We start from the raw sequence: 17,484 nt of genomic DNA, 5'->3' as shown, positions 1-17,484 counted from the left end.
TTTACGCTGCTTAAGTTCTTCCTATTATCCTCCTATCGGGATATTGATATAAGTGCTCGTAAGCTTTACGTCTTCTACGTTGCCCTTGAAGTTAACACGAACAACCCTTTTCACATCCACCAAGATACGGTCTCCAGCACGAGCCTCTCTCGCCATGTTGCCGAGATTAATTTTTGTGCCTTTGTTAAAATCTTTCTGGATATCAGAGCCACTCAACTTAACCCTAATAGCCCGGCCTTTAGCTTTGTTGTTTCTTACCAAAACCACCTCGCACTCCGCTATGCGGTAACGGGCGTCTTTTGGCAAAAACTCCAAGAAACTTTGGTCCGGAATAGGTCTTACTTCAAACGACCTTGGGGCTTTCGAAAGTCCTTTCTTTCCGTCAATCGGCTTGTTTCTATAATAAGCCGTTACGTCTGGAGTTGGAATCTTACGAACGCCGAAAGTCTCTGTTCCGATAGTGTATCCGTTACTTGAAACAGTCACTCCCACCTTTTTCGAGCTTCCGTTAGGTACGATAGTCACAAAACCTTTCTTGGCCATCGGGTAGTTACTAGCGCCCGAAGTTCTGAAAGAAGGGTTGTAGTTTGTGCCCAATGCAGGAACCTGAATATTCATTTCGTTACCACAGTTGAAGTACAAGGCTTGTACCGCCGCTGACTGGATCTGAATAACTGGTTTAGCTACGATAAACTCCTCAACAATCGGCTGTATATCACCGCTACCTCCAGCTCCTTCCATTTTTGCTGATGCTGTATAAGTTTGTTTGCTACGACCTTCCTTATCATAATTTTTCGCCGAGGCTGTAAACTCAACAGTTGCTACACCGTTTGCATCAACCGGAAGAGCCTTTCCGTTATGGAACATCTGAGGAGTTACGTTTGAAGATTGCGCAGCCAAAAATAATTTGGCTGTATACTTCGTTCCGGCAGCTACAACCTTCGATTCTGGAATAGCTTTCAAAACAATGGTTTCAAACTTATAGTCCTTAGCGCCCACTTGCTTTGCCAAGTGCTCTAAAGCTTGCGCTTCTTGAGCTATCATTTTTGATTGAAAATCCGACAATGTAGCCAAAGCAGCGACAAGAGGAGTCTGAGAGAAGTGGTATATACTGAAGCTCTTATTCCGTTGCTCCTTATCATTTTGCAAGGCTGCATCCTCATTTGGATCCAAAGCCAGTTTTGCAAACTTCACCTTAGGCACATGTTTCTGCAACGTTGCCGTGTAGTCGTTAATAGTTTGCTGAACCTTAAGGCCTTCCTTCTTTTTCACCATCAAATTGGCTACAGAATTCTCATCCTTCAGGCCCTTGGGTTTTTCTCCACCTTCATCATTGCCTCCTGATTCAACAGTCAACTTCTTTTTGAAGGCTTCAATATCTCCAAGAGCTTTTTCAGTGATTTTTCGAATATTCTGGGCCTTCGTCAAAATTGGGCCGTACTTCCCATCACTACCTCCCATTTCATCAACGGAGGCCTGTATTCCCTTTACTGTACTTGTATTTTTGTCGTTTGTATCCTCGACAGACTTTTCCAAGCTCTTATTAATGGTCCAGAACTTATCCAGTACGCCACTACTTACATTAAGCGCAAGCATGGCCAACAGGACCAAATACATGAGGTTGATAAGTTTCTGACGTGGAGTTTCCTTTCCTCCTGCCATATCTTAGAAAATAAATTTCGTTAAGAAAATAATTATCAACCTTTCATTGCGGTCAGCATGCTACCGTAAACCTTGTTCAGAGAAGCGAGGTTGCTGGTAAGCTTGTTAATCTCCTGCTGGAAGTGCTGGCTTTCGTTAGCAGCCGAAGACATGTTGTCCATCGCTTTGGCCATGTTTCCATAGAAGTTATTCATTGCCTTGAGGTGACCGCTAGAATCTTTCAATTCCATTTGGTAAACAGTATTCAAAGCGCCGAGATTTTTTGTAACCGCACGAAGCTGGTTCTGGTATTCGTTCGCATCGTTAGAAGTCGAAGACAGGTTGTCCGCAGCTGATTTTGAAGCCTGAGCCAAACGTCCCATTACGTCTCTTGTAGTGTGCGTCATGTCCGCAATCACTTTTTGCGAGGCGTTGGCAGCGTTTGTCATCGAAGACACTGTACCCGAATAAGCCTTGTTCATTTCAGACAATGAAGCAGTGGCGCGCTTAACATTTTCCGAGTAAGCCTGAGTGGCACCAAAAGCGTCACCTACAGAAGACATTTTATTTACGGAAGTAGCCAAATTCTTGATTCCATTTCCGAGACTCTGAACCAAATCGTCACCAATGCGGTTCTTCTCAAGCATGTTGTCAAGCTTCTGCGAAGTAGACGACCCCGCATTCTTTTTGCGTGGTGCAGGCCTGGATCCACTTTCCGGATCTAATTCGGGATAAACCAATGACCAATCCGGATCTCTATGTATAGGCTGAAAAGCAAACATTACAAACAGAAAGGCTTCAGCTCCCATACCAACATTCAAAAGTAATGACGCTATACCCCAGTGCTGAAGTTTGGCCAATGCGCCAAGGATAACCACCGCAGCTCCAAGACCTGTCGCTACCGGCGCAATTCTCTCGTAAAAGAACGTAACTGCTCCACCTTTTTTCTTGCTCATTTTCGTATCGATTTTTATGACATTTTCTGTTTTAAAGATTGTACTAGAACGCTCCGGATCTGCCCAGATAGTCCATTACGCAACGGAAACCGACATAAGACCTAGTCGAGTCCTTATGCTCATAGGTACGGGTTCCAGTCTGCAGGTAATAGGAAATATCTTTCCATGACCCACCCCTAACCACTTTGCGTGGCTCGCTCTCGTCAAAATAAGTAGGGTTAAGGTCCCAAACCAATGGTACCGCAGCCGGGTTATAGGCGTCTTCGCACCACTCCGCCACGTTTCCGGCCATATCGTATAAGCCGTATTGGTTAGGGTAGAATTGATACGCAGGGGAAGTGTAAGCGTATCCGTCATTGTAGTAGTTGCCTCGGCCTGGCTTGAAGTTAGCCATCAAACAACCTCTTGTGGTCGTGATATACGGACCACCCCAAGGATACTTGGCCATGTCACGTCCACCACGGGCAGCATATTCCCACTCAGCCTCAGACGGCAAGCGGAATGCCGGCATGTTGAACTCTCCTTGCCCCGCACGATATTCGTTCAGGTGGTTAGTTCTCCATTTTGAAAAGTACCTTGCGGCTTCCCAGTTTACACCCACCACCGGATAATCGTCGTATGCGGGGTGTGAATAGTAGTAAGCCAACATTGGATCTCCCAAGTGGTGAGAGAAATCCCTCATCCAAACGGTAGTGTCCGGATAATAAGTACTGTAAATGAGCTCTTCGCCCAAGTTACTCACCGAGTCCTCAAGCAACGCATTCACGAACTGACGATACTCGTTGTTCGTAATCTCAGAATCGTCCATATAGAACTCACTGATCGTTACCTGTTTGTTGAAGTTGTTCTGGGTCGAGGCCACATCCTCGTCGGCTTGCCCCATGTGAAAGGTACCCGCCGGGATCGTAACCATGCCATAAGGCGTAAGAGGATACCACCCCTCCCTGCCCTGGACACCGATCAGTTCTCCCTGGTCGTCCGCCTCACCTCTGCCGCCGAAAAGCCCGCAGCCTTGGAGCAACAGGGCCACGACCCCGTAAAGGCATAGAAGCCCCACGTTGGAAATTCGCTTGATCATAACACTGCAATTTTATTCAAACCTGTTGTTATCAATTAGAAACGCCTTGTCGCTTAAAGTTTGCCTAAAATACTGATTAATTTTAACAAGACGAAGCGCCTCCACTCTATCCGTGAAAATAAGTATAAATCTAATAATTTTCCGAGTGCTTATACCTTGGCGTCTGGATGATCTTTTTGTTAGCTTTTCCGGAGAGTGGCAACGTGTAATTTAATGAAAACTCATGAGAAGTCGGAGATTTCGCTTCCTGATTTGAGAAAACATAATCAAAAGCGTAACCAAACCGTAACGATTTGTCTTTCAGGAATCCATAGCCCAACAACAAGGACATAGCGTCTGAATCCCGGTACGACAAACCTCCCCATATTTGTTTCTTGTAAGTTACAACGGTTGACACATCAAAAGTATAATCTTTAAAATCCGTTAACACAAAAAACGATGGCGTAATAACAAAATCGTAATTGTATGTAAAGTTATACCCACCGGTAAAGGTCACTTCAGACTCCAAGGGGTTAGTAAAATCGTCGCTACCAAAATTAAACTCTGATTTCAGAAGGTGGCTATAAGACACTCCGGCATAGATTCTCTGTCCCTGAAAATACATACCTACCGCCATATCCGGCCTTGTCTGGTTTTCCGACACACCCAAAAGAGGGTCCGTCTCATCTACAACCCTGGTCGCCGAGTTGTCTCGGGACTGGTTTACAAATCCCGCTTGAATACCAAAACTCAATTTATTTTCACCTATTCCCAGATGATAAGCGTAGGCGACATTACCATGAAGGTAAACCAACGGACCTATCACATCACTGACTACCGTCAAGCCAGCGCCACTGTTCGCTCTTAAGATTGGGGAGTTCAACGTGAAAAGCTTTGTATTAAGGTTGGCGTTATCGCCAAAGGACGGATCGTAACCAGTCCAGTTTGACCTATAGAGCAAGCCTATTTGAGTCATGCCCGGGACACCTGCGTAAGCCGGGTTATACGCAAAGGTATTGAACATGTATTGTGCGTACCTCTGCCCCTGCTGGGCTTTTGCCCCCACCGCCAAAACACAACACATGGCGAGAAAAATAATGAATCGGATTTGCCTCATAACACCTCAAGGTAGTATAAGACCTAAATATAGCAAAATATTTACAGGATCATATTCAGCCAAAAAAAAATCGTGTAACAAGAGGGGCGCCATTACGCGCCCCTGCTTATCATTTTATTCCATTAGCCTTTTTGATGTACAGCTCCAACGCCCCAGTCATAGATGGCGCATTAGGTAAAGGCGCTTCAATATCCAGCTCCAAACCCGCATTGCGCACAGCCTTTGCCGTGGTTGGGCCAAAGGCCGCGATACGAGTATCTTCTTGTGAAAACTCTGGGAAATTCACCATCAGGGAATTGATTCCAGAAGGGCTGAAAAACGCTATAATATCGTAGTTTACGTCAGCCAGATCAGACAAATCACTGGCTACGGTACGATAAATTACAGCCTCCGAAAATTCGTAACCGCCCTTGTCCAGAAAGTCCGGAATATCATTCTTCCTGATATTCGAGCATGGGAAAACGAACTTCTCTTTTTTGTGTTTCTTCAACACCTCGATCAACTCCAAAGCTGTACGTTGCCCCGTGAAAATCTTACGTTTTCTTACAACAATGTACTTCTGTAAGTAATTTGCGGTTTGTTCCGAAATGCAAAAATATTTCATATCGGCCGGCACTTCGATTTTCATCTCTTTGCACAAACCGAAAAAGTGATCTACGGCATTCCGGCTCGTAAAGATAACAGCCGTATGGCTGAGCACGTCAATCTTCTGCTGACGAAACTCTTTTACGCTTACCGGCTCAATCTGAATGAAAGGCCTAAAGTCCACTTTCAAGCCGTATTTATCGGCCAGAGTATAATAGGGAGACGTTTCCGTCTTTGGTTTGGGCTGGGAAACAAGGATACTTTTAACCGGTTTTATCTCATCCTTACTCACTGTTGTCATAATTATAAGGGGTTAAGGCCTGGTTCCTGCGGCGGGATCACCTCAATGGCTCAGGAGAATCTTCAGCCCCGCCAAGAAAGGCAACGTTTCGGAGATGCAAAGGTAAGAAAATAAATGGAATTTGTTAAACGGGAAAGAACGAAAAGAAAATAAATAAAACACAATAAAAAATACAAAATAAAACATTAATAGGATTTCGAAGACAATTTCATATAATGAAAACGACACATAGCCCTGAGCAAAGAACAACAAAAGCACAGCAAATAGTGCTACCATCGCTCCGTAAAGCCTATATGACACAAAATCTCGGAAATGAATGAAATCCACTCCGTTTAGGGCAAAAACACTTGCCATATAAGACAAATATAACCTCTTCGTCCCCAACAGGAACGTAAAAGCCATTCCCCAAACGCCCCAAACCCAAAGAGCGTCACGCAAGGAAATCTGCGTTATCGGAACTTCGCTTGAAAGTAGTTTCAGGTTCGCCACTACAAAACCAACAGCCAATCCATACCCCGACCACAAGGCCACGTCACCAGCGGAAAAACCTGAGCGTCGCTTACCACCAGCCACAACAGGGCCACTTCCTCGCAAATTCAACGGCAAATAAAGCGGGCGCCCCCCGTAATACAGCCTTAGCACAGCCATCAGAACAAAAACGAGCATACTGCCCATTACTAAAAAATCACGATAGTCGGAACCATCCCTCTGCTCTTCATGAGAATCCGCCTGCCTCTTCGTTTCGTTTTGGAAACGGGCCCCATTCAGCCCCGCCGGGTTATAAAGGACAACAAACGCTTCGTCTTCACTCTCTGAATAGGACAACAATAGGGAAACCGCAACAGACAGGTGACCTTCCTTGGAAATCGCCGCTAATTTATTATTCACAAACAAAGACGAGCCCTTAGGCAAAAACATTTTCAGGGAATCCCGCTCAGCGTTTACGAAAAAACCCATCTCTTTAACATCCGACAGGCTCTTTCCACCCACGTACGGCACAAAACTGCCGGTGGCTTGATTATATACAAACCCTTCACGCCTTAAATCCTCAGCTTTCAAGCCATGGCCAAACGAAAGAAAAAACAGCGCCGTAAGGCACATTAGCAATGATTTAAGCCGCATAAAGAGTCTTTTTCGCATCATACAAAACGAAGCTCTGGAGCAATTAGCCCCTTTTCGTTCCGTTAAAATTAAATAAAGATGCTTTAATTCGCGAGCGCCGAACGAATATCGGAGCCTTGACCTCACAAAACCACCACTATCCACCCTAATTATGGCGGGAATTTACATACACATTCCATTTTGCCGGCAAGCCTGCCACTATTGCGATTTTCATTTCCGCACCAGCATGCGGCTCCGCACAAGGATTGTCGATTCCATTACGCAGGAAATTTCCATGCGGACGGATTATCTGGAGGGGGAAAAGATAGACACGATTTATTTTGGCGGTGGAACACCTTCTATTCTGGAAATATCAGAACTGGAGCAGATACTTGAAAAAATACAAAAAACCCATCTAGTCAGCCCAAATGTGGAAATAACACTAGAAGCCAACCCTGATGACTTAAGCGAAGAAAAACTTCGAGGCATAAAATCGCTTGGAATCAATAGGCTCAGCGTGGGAATTCAGTCTTTCGACGACGGCTTTCTCAAAAAACTTAATCGACTCCATAATGGAAAAGAGGCCATTGAGGTTGTTAATCGGGCGAGGAAAGTAGGTTTTGACAACCTGAGTCTGGATCTTATTTACGCCATTCCGTCAAACAACCACGACATCTGGATGCGGGATCTGGAAACTATGATGAGGCTGAAGCCAGAACACATTTCGGCCTACGCACTTACCGTAGAACATGACACCGCGTTCGGAAATTGGCTCCGCAAGGGAAAATTCACCGAAGTGGAAGAGGATTTCGCTGCGGAACAGTTCGAAATGCTTTTGGAAACTCTTAATAAAAATGGCTACGAACAATACGAGATTTCAAATTTCAGCCTGCCCGACAAGCATTCCAGACACAACAGCGGTTATTGGCGACACGCCAAATACCTTGGATTAGGGCCTGGAGCTCATTCCTACAATGGAAAACAACGGGAATACAATGTTCCCAACAATCCAAAATACGCCAAAGCGATCGAAAGCGGAGAATTACCAGCCATTTTCGAGCCGTTGAACCTGGACGATCAAATAAACGAGTATATCCTCACTTCTTTACGGACAAAATGGGGCACTGACGCAGAACGCATCAGTAATCTGTTTGAAGTGGACCTGTTGTCGAAACATCGGGAAAAAATTGAAAACCTAACGAACGGCAACTACATCTACATAGAAAAGAAAAGCATCTTCCTTACGGAAAAAGGGAAATTGCTGGCGGACAAAATAGCAACGGACCTATTCGTTTAGGTCCGAAAACACGCCTTTACATAAAAACGACGTCGGTTACGATATCATGGCCGTATTCTTCACGGAATCGGTCCAGAACATCGGCTTTGCGATAATTCAATTCCTGCTTCAACGGAGCAGAGGTAATCCTTACGAATAAAACCCCATTCCTCACTGCTAACTCACTGGTTTTGGCAGCTATTGTTCGGCCCATCAATTCTTCCCAAGACGACACCAACATCGTTTCGTCAAACCTTTTTTTGAGCTTGAACGCCTGAAGCATACCTTCCACAGATTCCCTTATCCCGACAACATCGTTTTTTCTAGGTTCGGATTTCTTTCCGAACTTCGATTTCTGGGTATATTTAGTCATAAATGTTTCTATTCATCCAAAGGGTCGGGGAAACTCAACTACAATTAAGCTGACTCTTCAGCCTTTCCCCCTTCTTCTTTTTTTGGCGACGACACCGGCTTTTCTTCTTCAGCGTCCACATCCTCGCCCAACATTGATCTTACCTTCGGCTTGCTCTCTTCAGGGGTTGGTTCTACCACCTCCTGTATCGCTTGCCGCGCAATCTCCTCCAACGATTCTTTTATCGGCGCGGTTCCTGCCGTTTCAGGAGTAGTTGGGCTCTCAGCCGGTGCGGGTTGCTTAGCCTTTTTGCCAACCTTTTTATCTCCGGCTTTCCCTTCGTCGCCAGTCAAGTACAGATTGATCTTCGCGCGTATTTCCTGAGCGGAAAGGTTATGGAAAATCTCGCCGTTCACCACCACCGACATCTGGCCGGTTTCTTCTGAGACAACCAACACCAAAGTCGGCGTGACTTCAGTCATCCCTATTGCCGCGCGGTGGCGCAAACCGAATTGGGCAGGAATATTATCCTTTTCGCTTACAGGCAACACACAACGGGCCGCTATGATTTTGCCACGATGGATAATCACCGCACCGTCGTGCATCGGGCTGGCCTTGTCGAAAATGGCCTGCAACAGCCTCTTCGATACGATCCCTTCAATATAATCGCCCGACTGCGCATAATATTCGAGATTCGACTCCTTTGACAATACGATCAAAGCGCCAGTCATATTATTGCCCATAGACTTGGCGGCCTCTATTATTGGCGTAACATCCCATTCGCCATCGGAATCCGACCGCCGTCGAATCAGCGCTTTCAGAATATTGTCTTTGTCAAAAACAGTTGTTCGGCCCAGAAGCAACAAGAATTTCCGGATCTCGGGCTGAAAAAGGATGATGATACCGATTACCCCAATTCCGAGAAACTGCCCCAGAATGGAAGCCAAAAGGTCCATCTCGGCGGCTTTCACCACCAGATAGAGCAAATACAACGATAGCAAACCGATGAAAACTTTCACCGCTACGCTTCCCCTCATCAGTTTGTAAACCTGAAAAAGCAAAAAGCTGACAAGGGTAATGTCGATCAGGTCTACAAAACGGACCTGCAGAAATCCTATATTAAAAGCAGCAAGCAAATTATTCTCCCAAGGGTTTTAGTGTGCGAGCGGAACTTCCGCAACCAAAAGTCCGCACTGTTTATCAATATACGGATATTATCCGTTTTTTCCACAACCGAAATCGGTCTGACAACAATGGAACAAGTTAAGCGCCAGACATTGCCATGTATATTTTAACAGCCTCTACGGCCTCTTTCACGTCATGCGCTCTCAGTATTTTCGCCCCGTTGGCCAAAGCGAACGCATGCGTCGCCGTTGTTCCGTTCAATGCTTCGGAAGCGGTTATATCCAGCGTTTTCCAAATCATCGACTTTCTGGACACTCCGGCCAACACCGGGCATTCGAGCAATTCAAGTTCTTTCATCCTCCGAAGCAACTCGAAATTCTGATCCAACGTTTTCGAGAATCCAAAACCGGGATCCAAAATAATGTCATTCACTCCTAACTTACGCAAACGGTGGATTCTCGGGTGGAAGAAATCTATAATATCCCTAACGATGTCGCCGTATTCCGTAAAGTCCTGCATATTTTGTGGCGTTCCCCGCATATGCATCATAATGTACGGCACTCCCAAATTGGCGACGGTGCCGTACATTGCGTCGTCCAGCGTTCCGCCAGACACATCATTGACCACCGAAGCCCCTGCCTCCACCGCCGCTTTGGCCACGTCGGCCCGGAAAGTGTCCACGGAAATCACAGCCTCCGCAAACTCCTTTTTTATCGCTTCTACAGCACGGCAGACCCGCTGTTTCTCTTCCTCGGCGGGAATATCATCGGCGCCGGGGCGGGTGGAGTAACCGCCAACATCCAGCATAAAAGCGCCTTCCTCAAGCATCTGGCCAGCTTTGCGGACCACGTCTTCCGTCGCGTTTGTCCTACTGCCTTCGTAAAACGAATCCGGAGTGGCGTTAATTATCCCCATCACCTGCGGAGCCTCCAGCACGCAGGGCTTTCCGTTCAGCTTGAGTACTTTTTTTTGATAAAATGCCGTATCTTTCGTCACAGGACAACGCTTTATAAATGGAAAACAAGACGGTCAACGAATATAACCAAGTTATCAAGGCTTGCAAAGATGTTTTCATCAAGAAAACTAAGGATTACGGCACCGCTTGGCGAATTCTGCGCCTCGGATCCATCACGGACCAAATATTCATAAAGGCCAAACGCATCCGGTCTATCCAGGAAAAGGGGACCCAAAAGGTCGACGACGATATCCGTGACGAGTTCAAAGGCATTATCAACTACTGCGTCATGGCGCAGATACAGCTCGAACTGGCCGACGACGAGCGCCTGGAAATCGAACCGGAAGAAATCAACGACCTTTATGACAAGTTCGCCGAGGCCACCCGTTCTTTATTGGAGAACAAGAACCACGATTACGGCGAGGCCTGGAGAGAAATGAGGGTCAGCTCCATGACTGACATTATCCTGATGAAACTCCTCCGGGTGAAACAAATCGAGGACAACGAAGGCCAGACGCTAATATCGGAAGGCGTCGACGCCAACTACCAAGACATGCTTAACTATTCTGTTTTTTGCCTGATATTACTAAACGCCGATGAAAACGCTGGATAAGATTGTAAGATGGGGCCTCGGCGCCATCTTTATTTTTTCGGGGATGGTCAAACTGAACGATCCCGCGGGCACAGCCATCAAAATGCAGGAGTACTTCGAAGTCTTTTCCGCGGACTTCTCTCCGCTGTTCCACCACCTGATTCCCCACGCCCTTCCGCTGGCGCTTGTCATATGCCTGCTGGAAGTAATGCTTGGCTGGGCTTTGCTGATTCGCTATCGCCTCAGGACCACGCTTTGGATCCTTCTGGCCCTGATCGTATACTTCGGCTTCCTCACTTACTATTCGGCGGCTTATAATAAAGTCACCGACTGCGGTTGCTTCGGCGACGCCATCCCGCTTACGCCGTGGCAGTCATTCGGCAAGGACGTCATCTTCGGCGTCATGGCGCTTTACCTTATTATTAGGGGCAAGAGCATATTCCCTCCAAGCCAGAAGAAAAGCCAAGGCGGGCTATTGATGGCTCTGCTTACCGTAGCCAACCTTTATATCGGCTACAGGGCTATCGAGCACCTTCCTTTTGTCGATTTCAGGCCTTACAAGGTAGGAGTCAACATACCGAAGGCCATGCAACCGAGCGCCGAATACCGTTACCTCTACTTGATGGAGAAGGGTGGCAAGGAATACGAGTTCGACAAATGGCCTACCGACACTACTTATAAATACAAGGACATGATCTTGCTGAATCCGGAGGCCGAACCGAAAATCACGGACTTCAGCGTATGGAACGACGAGGGAGACTTCACCCAACAACTCTTCAAAGGCGACTGGCTTGTCATAGTGATGAACGACGCCAGTCAGGAACACGCCTACATTCCAGCTTTGGACCAGATCAAGATTTTGGCCGAGAAAGGGGAAAAGAAAGGCATCAGGCCGATTATCCTGACGGCGTCTTCGGAAGCGGAGATCGACAAGCTCAGGCATGACAAACAGCTCGGCTTCCCCGTGATTTACGGAGACAAGACCGTGCTGAAAACCATCATCCGATCGAATCCGGGCCTCGTGCTCATCTCTTCCGGAACCATCAAGGGCAAGTGGCATTACAACGACACGCCCTCGATAGGCGAAGTGATGTCGGACTTGAAAAGCAAGTGACAGCCTGATGCGAAACAAGAAGATCTTCCTGATGGGAATGCCCAGCTCTGGCAAAACCACCTTGGGCAAACGGGTGGCGCCCGTGCTTAACCTCCCGTTTCTTGACCTCGACCACGTGATCGAGCAAAGCGAGGGCATGAGCATTCCCGATATTTTCAAGGAAAAAGGCGAGGACTATTTCCGGAAAACAGAGGCACGACTGCTTAGGGAAGTCACCGAGAAAGAGGACATGTTCCTGCTCTCGTGCGGCGGCGGAACGCCCTGCTACCACGACGGCATCGACTTTATGAACGGGCACGGCCTAACTGTCTTCATCGATGTGCCCGCCGAGGAGCTGACCAAAAGAATGGTGGGCAGGGGCACCGAAACCCGCCCGCTGTTTACCGGCATGGAGACCACTCGGTTGCTGAACGAATTGCGTGAGCGGATCGACACTAGGCTTCCGCATTACTCAAAAGCCAAAATCCAGATCAAGGGCGAATCCATAGACCCCGAGATGGTCTTGGGCGCCATACTCGACGAGGAATACCCGGCAATCGACTAGGTTTATTACACCGCCGTTTCCGCGGAAACGCTCCCCGGAGCACGGCCCCTTTCCCCAACCGCCAGTATTGCCTATATTCGTTTAGGCCAAAGACTTGCCCGAAAACGCCCCGACGGTTAAAAACCTCGGGGCGTTTTCTTTTTTCAGGTCGATATTTCAACAAAAAATAATAGAACGTGCGGATGAAAACATTCACACGTGCGAACCATACGGTTTATACGTACGGATAGAAATTTTGAAACGTCTCATTTTTTCAACACACACGTATGATTTTATCGATTCACACGTTCCAATCATCCTAAACACCAGTGCGAATCAAACTATTCCTTACTTCGTACCGAAAGAAGCACACGTTGTTTTCACCCTTTGCATTACATCAAAAAAAATCGCCCGCCAGGGCTATTCCCAGTGGGCGATCTTTCGCATTTATTTCCCCGGAGGGGGCGAATCAGCTTTCCGACCAATCGTAGTAACCGAACGATGCGGAAACCCTCATGGCGCAGGCCTTCACTTTCTGGCCAACCTCGTCGAACTTCTCCTCGGACACCCTGGCCGACGGCGCCGTCATCCAGATAGCCGAAATCGGATAACCGTGAGCGTCGAAAATCGGAGCACCGATACAGTGCACGCCTTCGTATTCCTCGGCGTGATCGACAGCGTAGCCCAGCTCGCGCACTTCCTTGAGGTGCTCTTCCAGGCTCTCCATATCCCCGATCGTGTTCTTGTTGAACACCTCGTAATGGAGGCGCTTGAGCAGAGCCTTCCGCTCGTGCTCCGGCAAAAAGGCCAAGATAGACTTTCCGGGCGCCGAAGCGTGCAAATTGAAGCGCTTTCCTGCGCTCAGCATAAAAATAAACGGGTGGGTTCCCGTCACCTGTTCCAGCGTTACGCCCTCGATCTCCAACAAAACGCCCAGAAGGATCGTCTCCTTCAGCTCGTCGCGGAGTTCCCTCATCGGGATCAGCGCCTTCTCTATAAGGCTGTGCTCGCTGATGGTGGAGAGCCCTATACTCAACACTTTTCTCGACAGGCAAAAACGCTTCGACTCTTCGTCGCGGATCAGGTAATTGTGTCCCAGAAGCGTGGTCGTGATACGGAAAAGGCTACTTTTCGAGATCCCCAAGTGCTTTACCATCTCCGGCAGGCTCAGCCCGTTCTGATGGTCAGCCAATAACTCTATAACCCTTAAAGCCCGTTCAACATTCGGTATATAATAACTACTCGCCGCCCTTTTCTCGGGCGCACTGGACTGCTCTTCCATAAATTAATGTTTCCAAAAAATAATTGCCAACAAACGGCCATTCGCCAAAGCTCAATCCGCCGGCGAAAGCCAATCCCTAGAAGGCCCAAATATACGAACAAATAGACAATGCTCGCTCTATTAGTTTCAAATACGGACAAAAAAGGCCGGATTTGTGCCGATAACGGAACAAAAAAGCGTTACCGGAAATTTGTCAGGCACGATTTAAACTGACCGGAAGGCAGGCGTGTCCATAAAAAACGGAGAGGAGAATCCAATATCCTCATATTTTTCGAGGCCTTATTCTATCCAATCCCGCCATTAATGACGTATTTTTGCGTCAAGTTTTGAAACTTTAGCTAGCCTCAGCGTTAGTAAAACTGAAGCGGAGCCAGACCTTGCGGACCTGCCCCGCCACTTAGCCCCAAACGGTACGGACCATTCCGGGTTTGCGGAACCTTTTTTGTCAGACTAACACTCGCAAAATTACATTCATAGAACATGAAAAAAGTCTTTTATTTCATCTCGGGACTTGTCGTATTCCTGGTTTTGGCCATGATACTCATCCCTGTTTTTTTCAAGGACGATATCGCCAAACAGGTCGATAAAATCCTTGCGGAAAGCGTGAACGCCGAAATCCGCTACAATCCCGAAGAGTTCGACCTGAGCTTCTTCAGCCATTTCCCTCACCTTACCGTAGGGATGGGGGAAGTCTCCGTAATCGGAAAAGACATATTCGCCGGCGACACCCTCGCCTCCCTCAAAAGCTTTCAGGCTTCCGTAAACCCGTTCAGCGCGCTGGCCGGAAAGCTTGACGTAGGCGGAGTTTACCTGACAGCGCCCCGTGTCCACGTGATAGTAACCGAAGACGGCAAGGCCAATTACGACATCGCCAAACCTTCGGAAGAGCAACCGAGCAAGGAAAACAAAGCCGAAGAGGGCGAGGAAAGCGGTCCGGCCACGTTCAAGATCGCCATCCAGGAATGGGCCGTCACCGACGCCAATATCATCTACGACGACCGCCAACAGAAAGTCTTGCTGGCCATCTCCAAACTAAACCACGAAGGCGCCGGCGACTTCACCGCCGACGTGTTCAACCTTGACACCCGCACCACTGTCGATGACCTGAACCTCACGTATGACGGAACGGAATACCTGAGCGAAAAACAGCTCGACGCCACTGTCAGCCTGCTGATGGACATGCCGAACCAGTCGTTCACCTTCCGTGAAAACGACATCAAGCTCAACGATTTCGGCTTTGGCTTCGATGGCAACGTCAAGCTCGACAAAGACGACATCATCACCGACATCACCTTCGCCTCCAAGGAAAGCACCTTCAAAAGTATACTGTCGCTGGTTCCCGGCGTGTTCACAAAAGACTTTGAAGACATCAAAACCGAAGGAAAATTCAAGCTCGACGGTTTCGTGAAAGGGCTGTACCGCAACGAAACGCTACCAGGATTCGGCCTTAACCTTAGCGTCAACGACGGATTTTTCAAATACCCGGACCTTCCGCAAGACATCCACGACATCAACGTCGCTATGTCCGTAGACCACAAAGAAGGCCCGATGGAAAGCACTTCGGTAAACGTATCAAGTCTAAAGCTTAGCCTCGGAAACAATCCGATCAGCGGAAACGTGCTTGTCAAGAACCTCCGCAACTATGATATGGACGCCGCTTTGCAGGCAAAAGTCAACCTGGCGGATTTCGGCCAGCTCGTCCCGATGGACAGCCTCGACTTGAAAGGCACCTTCGCCCTCGGGCTGAAGGCTTCAGGCTATTACGATAGCGTAAAACACATACTCCCCGCCATCGACGCGACGGCCAGCCTCAAAAACGGATATGTAAAAACCGCCGAGTTCCCGATCCCTCTCCAAAATCTGCAGTTCAACGCCACGGCGGTCAACAAAACGGGCAAGAACGCTGATCTGGTGGTTTCCGTACCCGACTTCGGCGTCAGTATGGGAACAGACCGCTTCACCGCCAATATGAAGCTCTTCAACCTGGACGATATCTCCTGGATTATCAACGCCGAAGGCGGACTCAACCTAGCCGTAATCGCCGACGCTTTCCTGCCCAAAGACATGAAAATGGCAGGCACAATGAAAGCGAACCTCAATACCCGAGGCAAGCTTTCGGACGCCCAAGCCCAGCGCTACGCCAAGTTGCCGACTTCCGGAGCCGTTACGCTTAGCAACTTCAAGTTCCAAAGTCCGGACCTTCCAAAAGGCATGGACATCCCGACAGCGACTTTGACTTTTGATCCTAAGAAAATCGAACTCAAAGATTTCAGCGCTAAATTCGACAACAGTGACATCCGGGCCACCGGCTCCGTAGGCAATTACATCGCCTACGCTTTGGAAAAAAACGCCACGCTTACCGGCATTTTGGACGTCAACTCAAACTACTTTGACCTGAACCAATTCATGAGCGAGGAGGAAGCTCCCGCTGACAGCGTAAAAGCCGAGACGACCGCCAAAACCGAAACCGAAAATACGGAAGAAGGCGTAATCCTCGTCCCTAAAAACCTGGACCTGACATTGACTACCAACATGAAAAAAGTTGATGTAACAGGCATCTCGATATTGGACGCAAAAGGAAAAATTACTGTCAAAAACGGCAAAGCGAACCTCAAAGACGTGACGTTCACCACGCTAGGCGGATCGGTAGCCATGAACGGCGCTTACGACACCGGCAACCCCGAAATCCCTAAGTTCGACTACACGCTTAACGTCAAGGAAATATCGTTTCAGAAGACTTACCAAGCCTTCACCACCGTCCAAAAAATGGCGCCGATAGCAGGCGACATCACCGGCGATTATTCCGCCAACTTCGTTATCGAAGGTAAATTGGGCAAAGCCATGTCGCCCGTTTACGAAAGCCTGAACGGAAACGGCACTGTCAAAATCAAAGACGCCGCGCTCAAGGACAACGAACTGATCGGAAAAATCAACAAGCTGGCCAAGATCGGGTCGAAAAACATGCGTTTGGAGAACACCACCGTCAAGGCAAAAATCGTCAACGGGAAGGTGATCACCGAGCCTTTCGACATCAAACTCGACAAGTACAAAGCCACCGTTTCGGGATGGAACGATTTCACTGGCCACGCCGTTTACGACATGGCCGTACTAGTTCCCGCTAAAGGGGTTTCAAACGCCGTCAACAGCCTGATTTCAAACCTTACCAAGACAAAAACGGAAGCCATCGGAAGCACTTTGCAAGTGAATCTGGAGCTGACCCGCAAACCTTCGGGCGACAAATCAAGTACGTCGGTAAAGCTGAAAGGCATCAAAACGATAAAAGGAAAAGGGCAGACATCTGGCCAAACCAAGAAAAAGGAAGACAAGAAGAAAGACATAGGGAAAGAGGTCGAAAAGGCTCTCAAGGGACTTTTCTGATACAAAAACACCGCTTTTCCCCTGAGAATCAAGAAGAGTGTCTCCGAAACGGGACGCTCTTTTTTTTAGACTGATTCTAAAAAAACAAAATCACTATTTGGACTTATTTCAAATAAATAAGATATTCAC

15 protein-coding genes are annotated in these 17,484 nt (G+C 47.8%); 5 read left to right on the top strand and 10 right to left on the bottom strand.

Going from position 1 to position 17,484, the window contains the following annotated elements; genetic code table 11:
- Positions 1 to 24 precede the first annotated feature (24 nt).
- From porM to AABK39_RS01810, 6 genes are all read right to left on the bottom strand, one after another.
- The gene (porM, locus tag AABK39_RS01835) at positions 25 to 1,662 is read right to left on the bottom strand and encodes a type IX secretion system motor protein PorM/GldM (RefSeq protein WP_338393235.1); all 1,638 of its coding nucleotides are present in this window, start codon (positions 1,660 to 1,662) and stop codon (positions 25 to 27) included.
- A gap of 35 nt (positions 1,663 to 1,697) precedes the next feature.
- Positions 1,698 to 2,597, bottom strand: a complete 900-nt coding sequence (gene porL / locus AABK39_RS01830) for a type IX secretion system motor protein PorL/GldL (RefSeq protein ID WP_338393234.1) — start codon at positions 2,595 to 2,597, stop codon at positions 1,698 to 1,700.
- A gap of 43 nt (positions 2,598 to 2,640) precedes the next feature.
- Positions 2,641 to 3,675: a T9SS ring complex lipoprotein PorK/GldK gene (gene porK / locus AABK39_RS01825; protein WP_338393233.1), complete on the bottom strand. Its 1,035-nt coding sequence runs from the start codon at positions 3,673 to 3,675 to the stop codon at positions 2,641 to 2,643.
- Between the two features lie 130 nt (positions 3,676 to 3,805).
- Positions 3,806 to 4,771 carry a PorP/SprF family type IX secretion system membrane protein gene (locus tag AABK39_RS01820; protein ID WP_338393232.1) on the bottom strand — a complete coding sequence of 322 codons (966 nt, stop codon included), beginning with the start codon at positions 4,769 to 4,771 and terminating at the stop codon, positions 3,806 to 3,808.
- 109 nt (positions 4,772 to 4,880) lie between these two features.
- Positions 4,881 to 5,657, bottom strand: a complete 777-nt coding sequence (locus AABK39_RS01815) for a uroporphyrinogen-III synthase (protein ID WP_338393231.1) — start codon at positions 5,655 to 5,657, stop codon at positions 4,881 to 4,883.
- A gap of 42 nt (positions 5,658 to 5,699) precedes the next feature.
- Positions 5,700 to 6,779 (bottom strand): DUF4271 domain-containing protein, encoded by a 1,080-nt coding sequence (locus tag AABK39_RS01810; protein WP_338393230.1) that lies wholly within the window; start codon positions 6,777 to 6,779, stop codon positions 5,700 to 5,702.
- Between the two features lie 151 nt (positions 6,780 to 6,930).
- Here AABK39_RS01810 and hemW point away from each other — a divergent pair, with 151 nt between their 5' ends.
- Positions 6,931 to 8,055 carry a radical SAM family heme chaperone HemW gene (gene hemW, locus AABK39_RS01805; protein ID WP_338393229.1) on the top strand — a complete coding sequence of 375 codons (1,125 nt, stop codon included), beginning with the start codon at positions 6,931 to 6,933 and terminating at the stop codon, positions 8,053 to 8,055.
- A 16-nt stretch (positions 8,056 to 8,071) separates the two neighbouring features.
- Here the strand turns inward: hemW and AABK39_RS01800 are convergent, their stop codons facing one another.
- The 3 genes from AABK39_RS01800 to folP all read right to left on the bottom strand — a co-directional run bounded on the left by AABK39_RS01800 (position 8,072) and on the right by folP (position 10,507).
- Positions 8,072 to 8,407: a DciA family protein gene (locus AABK39_RS01800; RefSeq protein WP_338393228.1), complete on the bottom strand. Its 336-nt coding sequence runs from the start codon at positions 8,405 to 8,407 to the stop codon at positions 8,072 to 8,074.
- A 44-nt stretch (positions 8,408 to 8,451) separates the two neighbouring features.
- Positions 8,452 to 9,522 (bottom strand): diadenylate cyclase CdaA, encoded by a 1,071-nt coding sequence (cdaA, locus tag AABK39_RS01795; RefSeq protein ID WP_338393227.1) that lies wholly within the window; start codon positions 9,520 to 9,522, stop codon positions 8,452 to 8,454.
- A 127-nt stretch (positions 9,523 to 9,649) separates the two neighbouring features.
- The gene (gene folP, locus AABK39_RS01790) at positions 9,650 to 10,507 is read right to left on the bottom strand and encodes a dihydropteroate synthase (RefSeq protein ID WP_338393226.1); all 858 of its coding nucleotides are present in this window, start codon (positions 10,505 to 10,507) and stop codon (positions 9,650 to 9,652) included.
- Positions 10,508 to 10,524: 17 nt separating this feature from the next.
- Between folP and AABK39_RS01785 the strand changes: the two genes are divergently transcribed.
- From AABK39_RS01785 to AABK39_RS01775, 3 genes are read left to right on the top strand one after another with little or no spacing between them, the layout of a single operon-like run.
- Complete coding sequence (locus AABK39_RS01785) at positions 10,525 to 11,079, top strand: DUF1599 domain-containing protein (protein WP_338393225.1); 555 nt, start codon at positions 10,525 to 10,527, stop codon at positions 11,077 to 11,079.
- On the top strand, positions 11,063 to 12,172 hold the full coding sequence (locus AABK39_RS01780) for a BT_3928 family protein (protein WP_338393224.1): 1,110 nt from the start codon (positions 11,063 to 11,065) through the stop codon (positions 12,170 to 12,172). The genes AABK39_RS01785 and AABK39_RS01780 overlap by 17 nt, the downstream gene beginning before the upstream one ends.
- Before the next feature lie 7 nt (positions 12,173 to 12,179).
- Entirely contained in the window at positions 12,180 to 12,716 is a 537-nt protein-coding gene (locus AABK39_RS01775) for a shikimate kinase (RefSeq protein ID WP_338393223.1), read from the top strand.
- Positions 12,717 to 13,164: 448 nt separating this feature from the next.
- Here AABK39_RS01775 and AABK39_RS01770 read toward each other — a convergent pair whose 3' ends face one another.
- Positions 13,165 to 13,977 carry an IclR family transcriptional regulator gene (locus AABK39_RS01770; protein WP_338393222.1) on the bottom strand — a complete coding sequence of 271 codons (813 nt, stop codon included), beginning with the start codon at positions 13,975 to 13,977 and terminating at the stop codon, positions 13,165 to 13,167.
- A 480-nt stretch (positions 13,978 to 14,457) separates the two neighbouring features.
- Between AABK39_RS01770 and AABK39_RS01765 the strand changes: the two genes are divergently transcribed.
- Positions 14,458 to 17,355, top strand: a complete 2,898-nt coding sequence (locus AABK39_RS01765; protein WP_338393221.1) for an AsmA family protein — start codon at positions 14,458 to 14,460, stop codon at positions 17,353 to 17,355.
- Positions 17,356 to 17,484: the final 129 nt, after the last annotated feature.

The sequence above is a fragment of the Fulvitalea axinellae genome (assembly GCF_036492835.1).
Lineage (GTDB): Bacteria > Bacteroidota > Bacteroidia > Cytophagales > Cyclobacteriaceae > Fulvitalea > Fulvitalea axinellae.
Note: the sequence above shows the minus strand (reverse complement) of the source record. Positions and strands in the feature narration are given on the sequence as shown.

What these genes read in the sequence shown, in the direction of transcription:
- hemW (WP_338393229.1), top strand. Translation starts at nt 6,931, where the DNA reads ATGGCGGGAATTTACATACACATTCCATTTTGCCGGCAAGCCTGCCAC.
- AABK39_RS01815 (WP_338393231.1), bottom strand. Translation starts at nt 5,657, where the DNA reads ATGACAACAGTGAGTAAGGATGAGATAAAACCGGTTAAAAGTATCCTT.
- AABK39_RS01770 (WP_338393222.1), bottom strand. Translation starts at nt 13,977, where the DNA reads ATGGAAGAGCAGTCCAGTGCGCCCGAGAAAAGGGCGGCGAGTAGTTAT.
- AABK39_RS01785 (WP_338393225.1), top strand. Translation starts at nt 10,525, where the DNA reads ATGGAAAACAAGACGGTCAACGAATATAACCAAGTTATCAAGGCTTGC.
- AABK39_RS01810 (WP_338393230.1), bottom strand. Translation starts at nt 6,779, where the DNA reads ATGCGGCTTAAATCATTGCTAATGTGCCTTACGGCGCTGTTTTTTCTT.
- porL (WP_338393234.1), bottom strand. Translation starts at nt 2,597, where the DNA reads ATGAGCAAGAAAAAAGGTGGAGCAGTTACGTTCTTTTACGAGAGAATT.
- porM (WP_338393235.1), bottom strand. Translation starts at nt 1,662, where the DNA reads ATGGCAGGAGGAAAGGAAACTCCACGTCAGAAACTTATCAACCTCATG.
- AABK39_RS01820 (WP_338393232.1), bottom strand. Translation starts at nt 4,771, where the DNA reads ATGAGGCAAATCCGATTCATTATTTTTCTCGCCATGTGTTGTGTTTTG.
- AABK39_RS01775 (WP_338393223.1), top strand. Translation starts at nt 12,180, where the DNA reads ATGCGAAACAAGAAGATCTTCCTGATGGGAATGCCCAGCTCTGGCAAA.
- porK (WP_338393233.1), bottom strand. Translation starts at nt 3,675, where the DNA reads ATGATCAAGCGAATTTCCAACGTGGGGCTTCTATGCCTTTACGGGGTC.
- AABK39_RS01800 (WP_338393228.1), bottom strand. Translation starts at nt 8,407, where the DNA reads ATGACTAAATATACCCAGAAATCGAAGTTCGGAAAGAAATCCGAACCT.
- AABK39_RS01765 (WP_338393221.1), top strand. Translation starts at nt 14,458, where the DNA reads ATGAAAAAAGTCTTTTATTTCATCTCGGGACTTGTCGTATTCCTGGTT.
- AABK39_RS01780 (WP_338393224.1), top strand. Translation starts at nt 11,063, where the DNA reads ATGAAAACGCTGGATAAGATTGTAAGATGGGGCCTCGGCGCCATCTTT.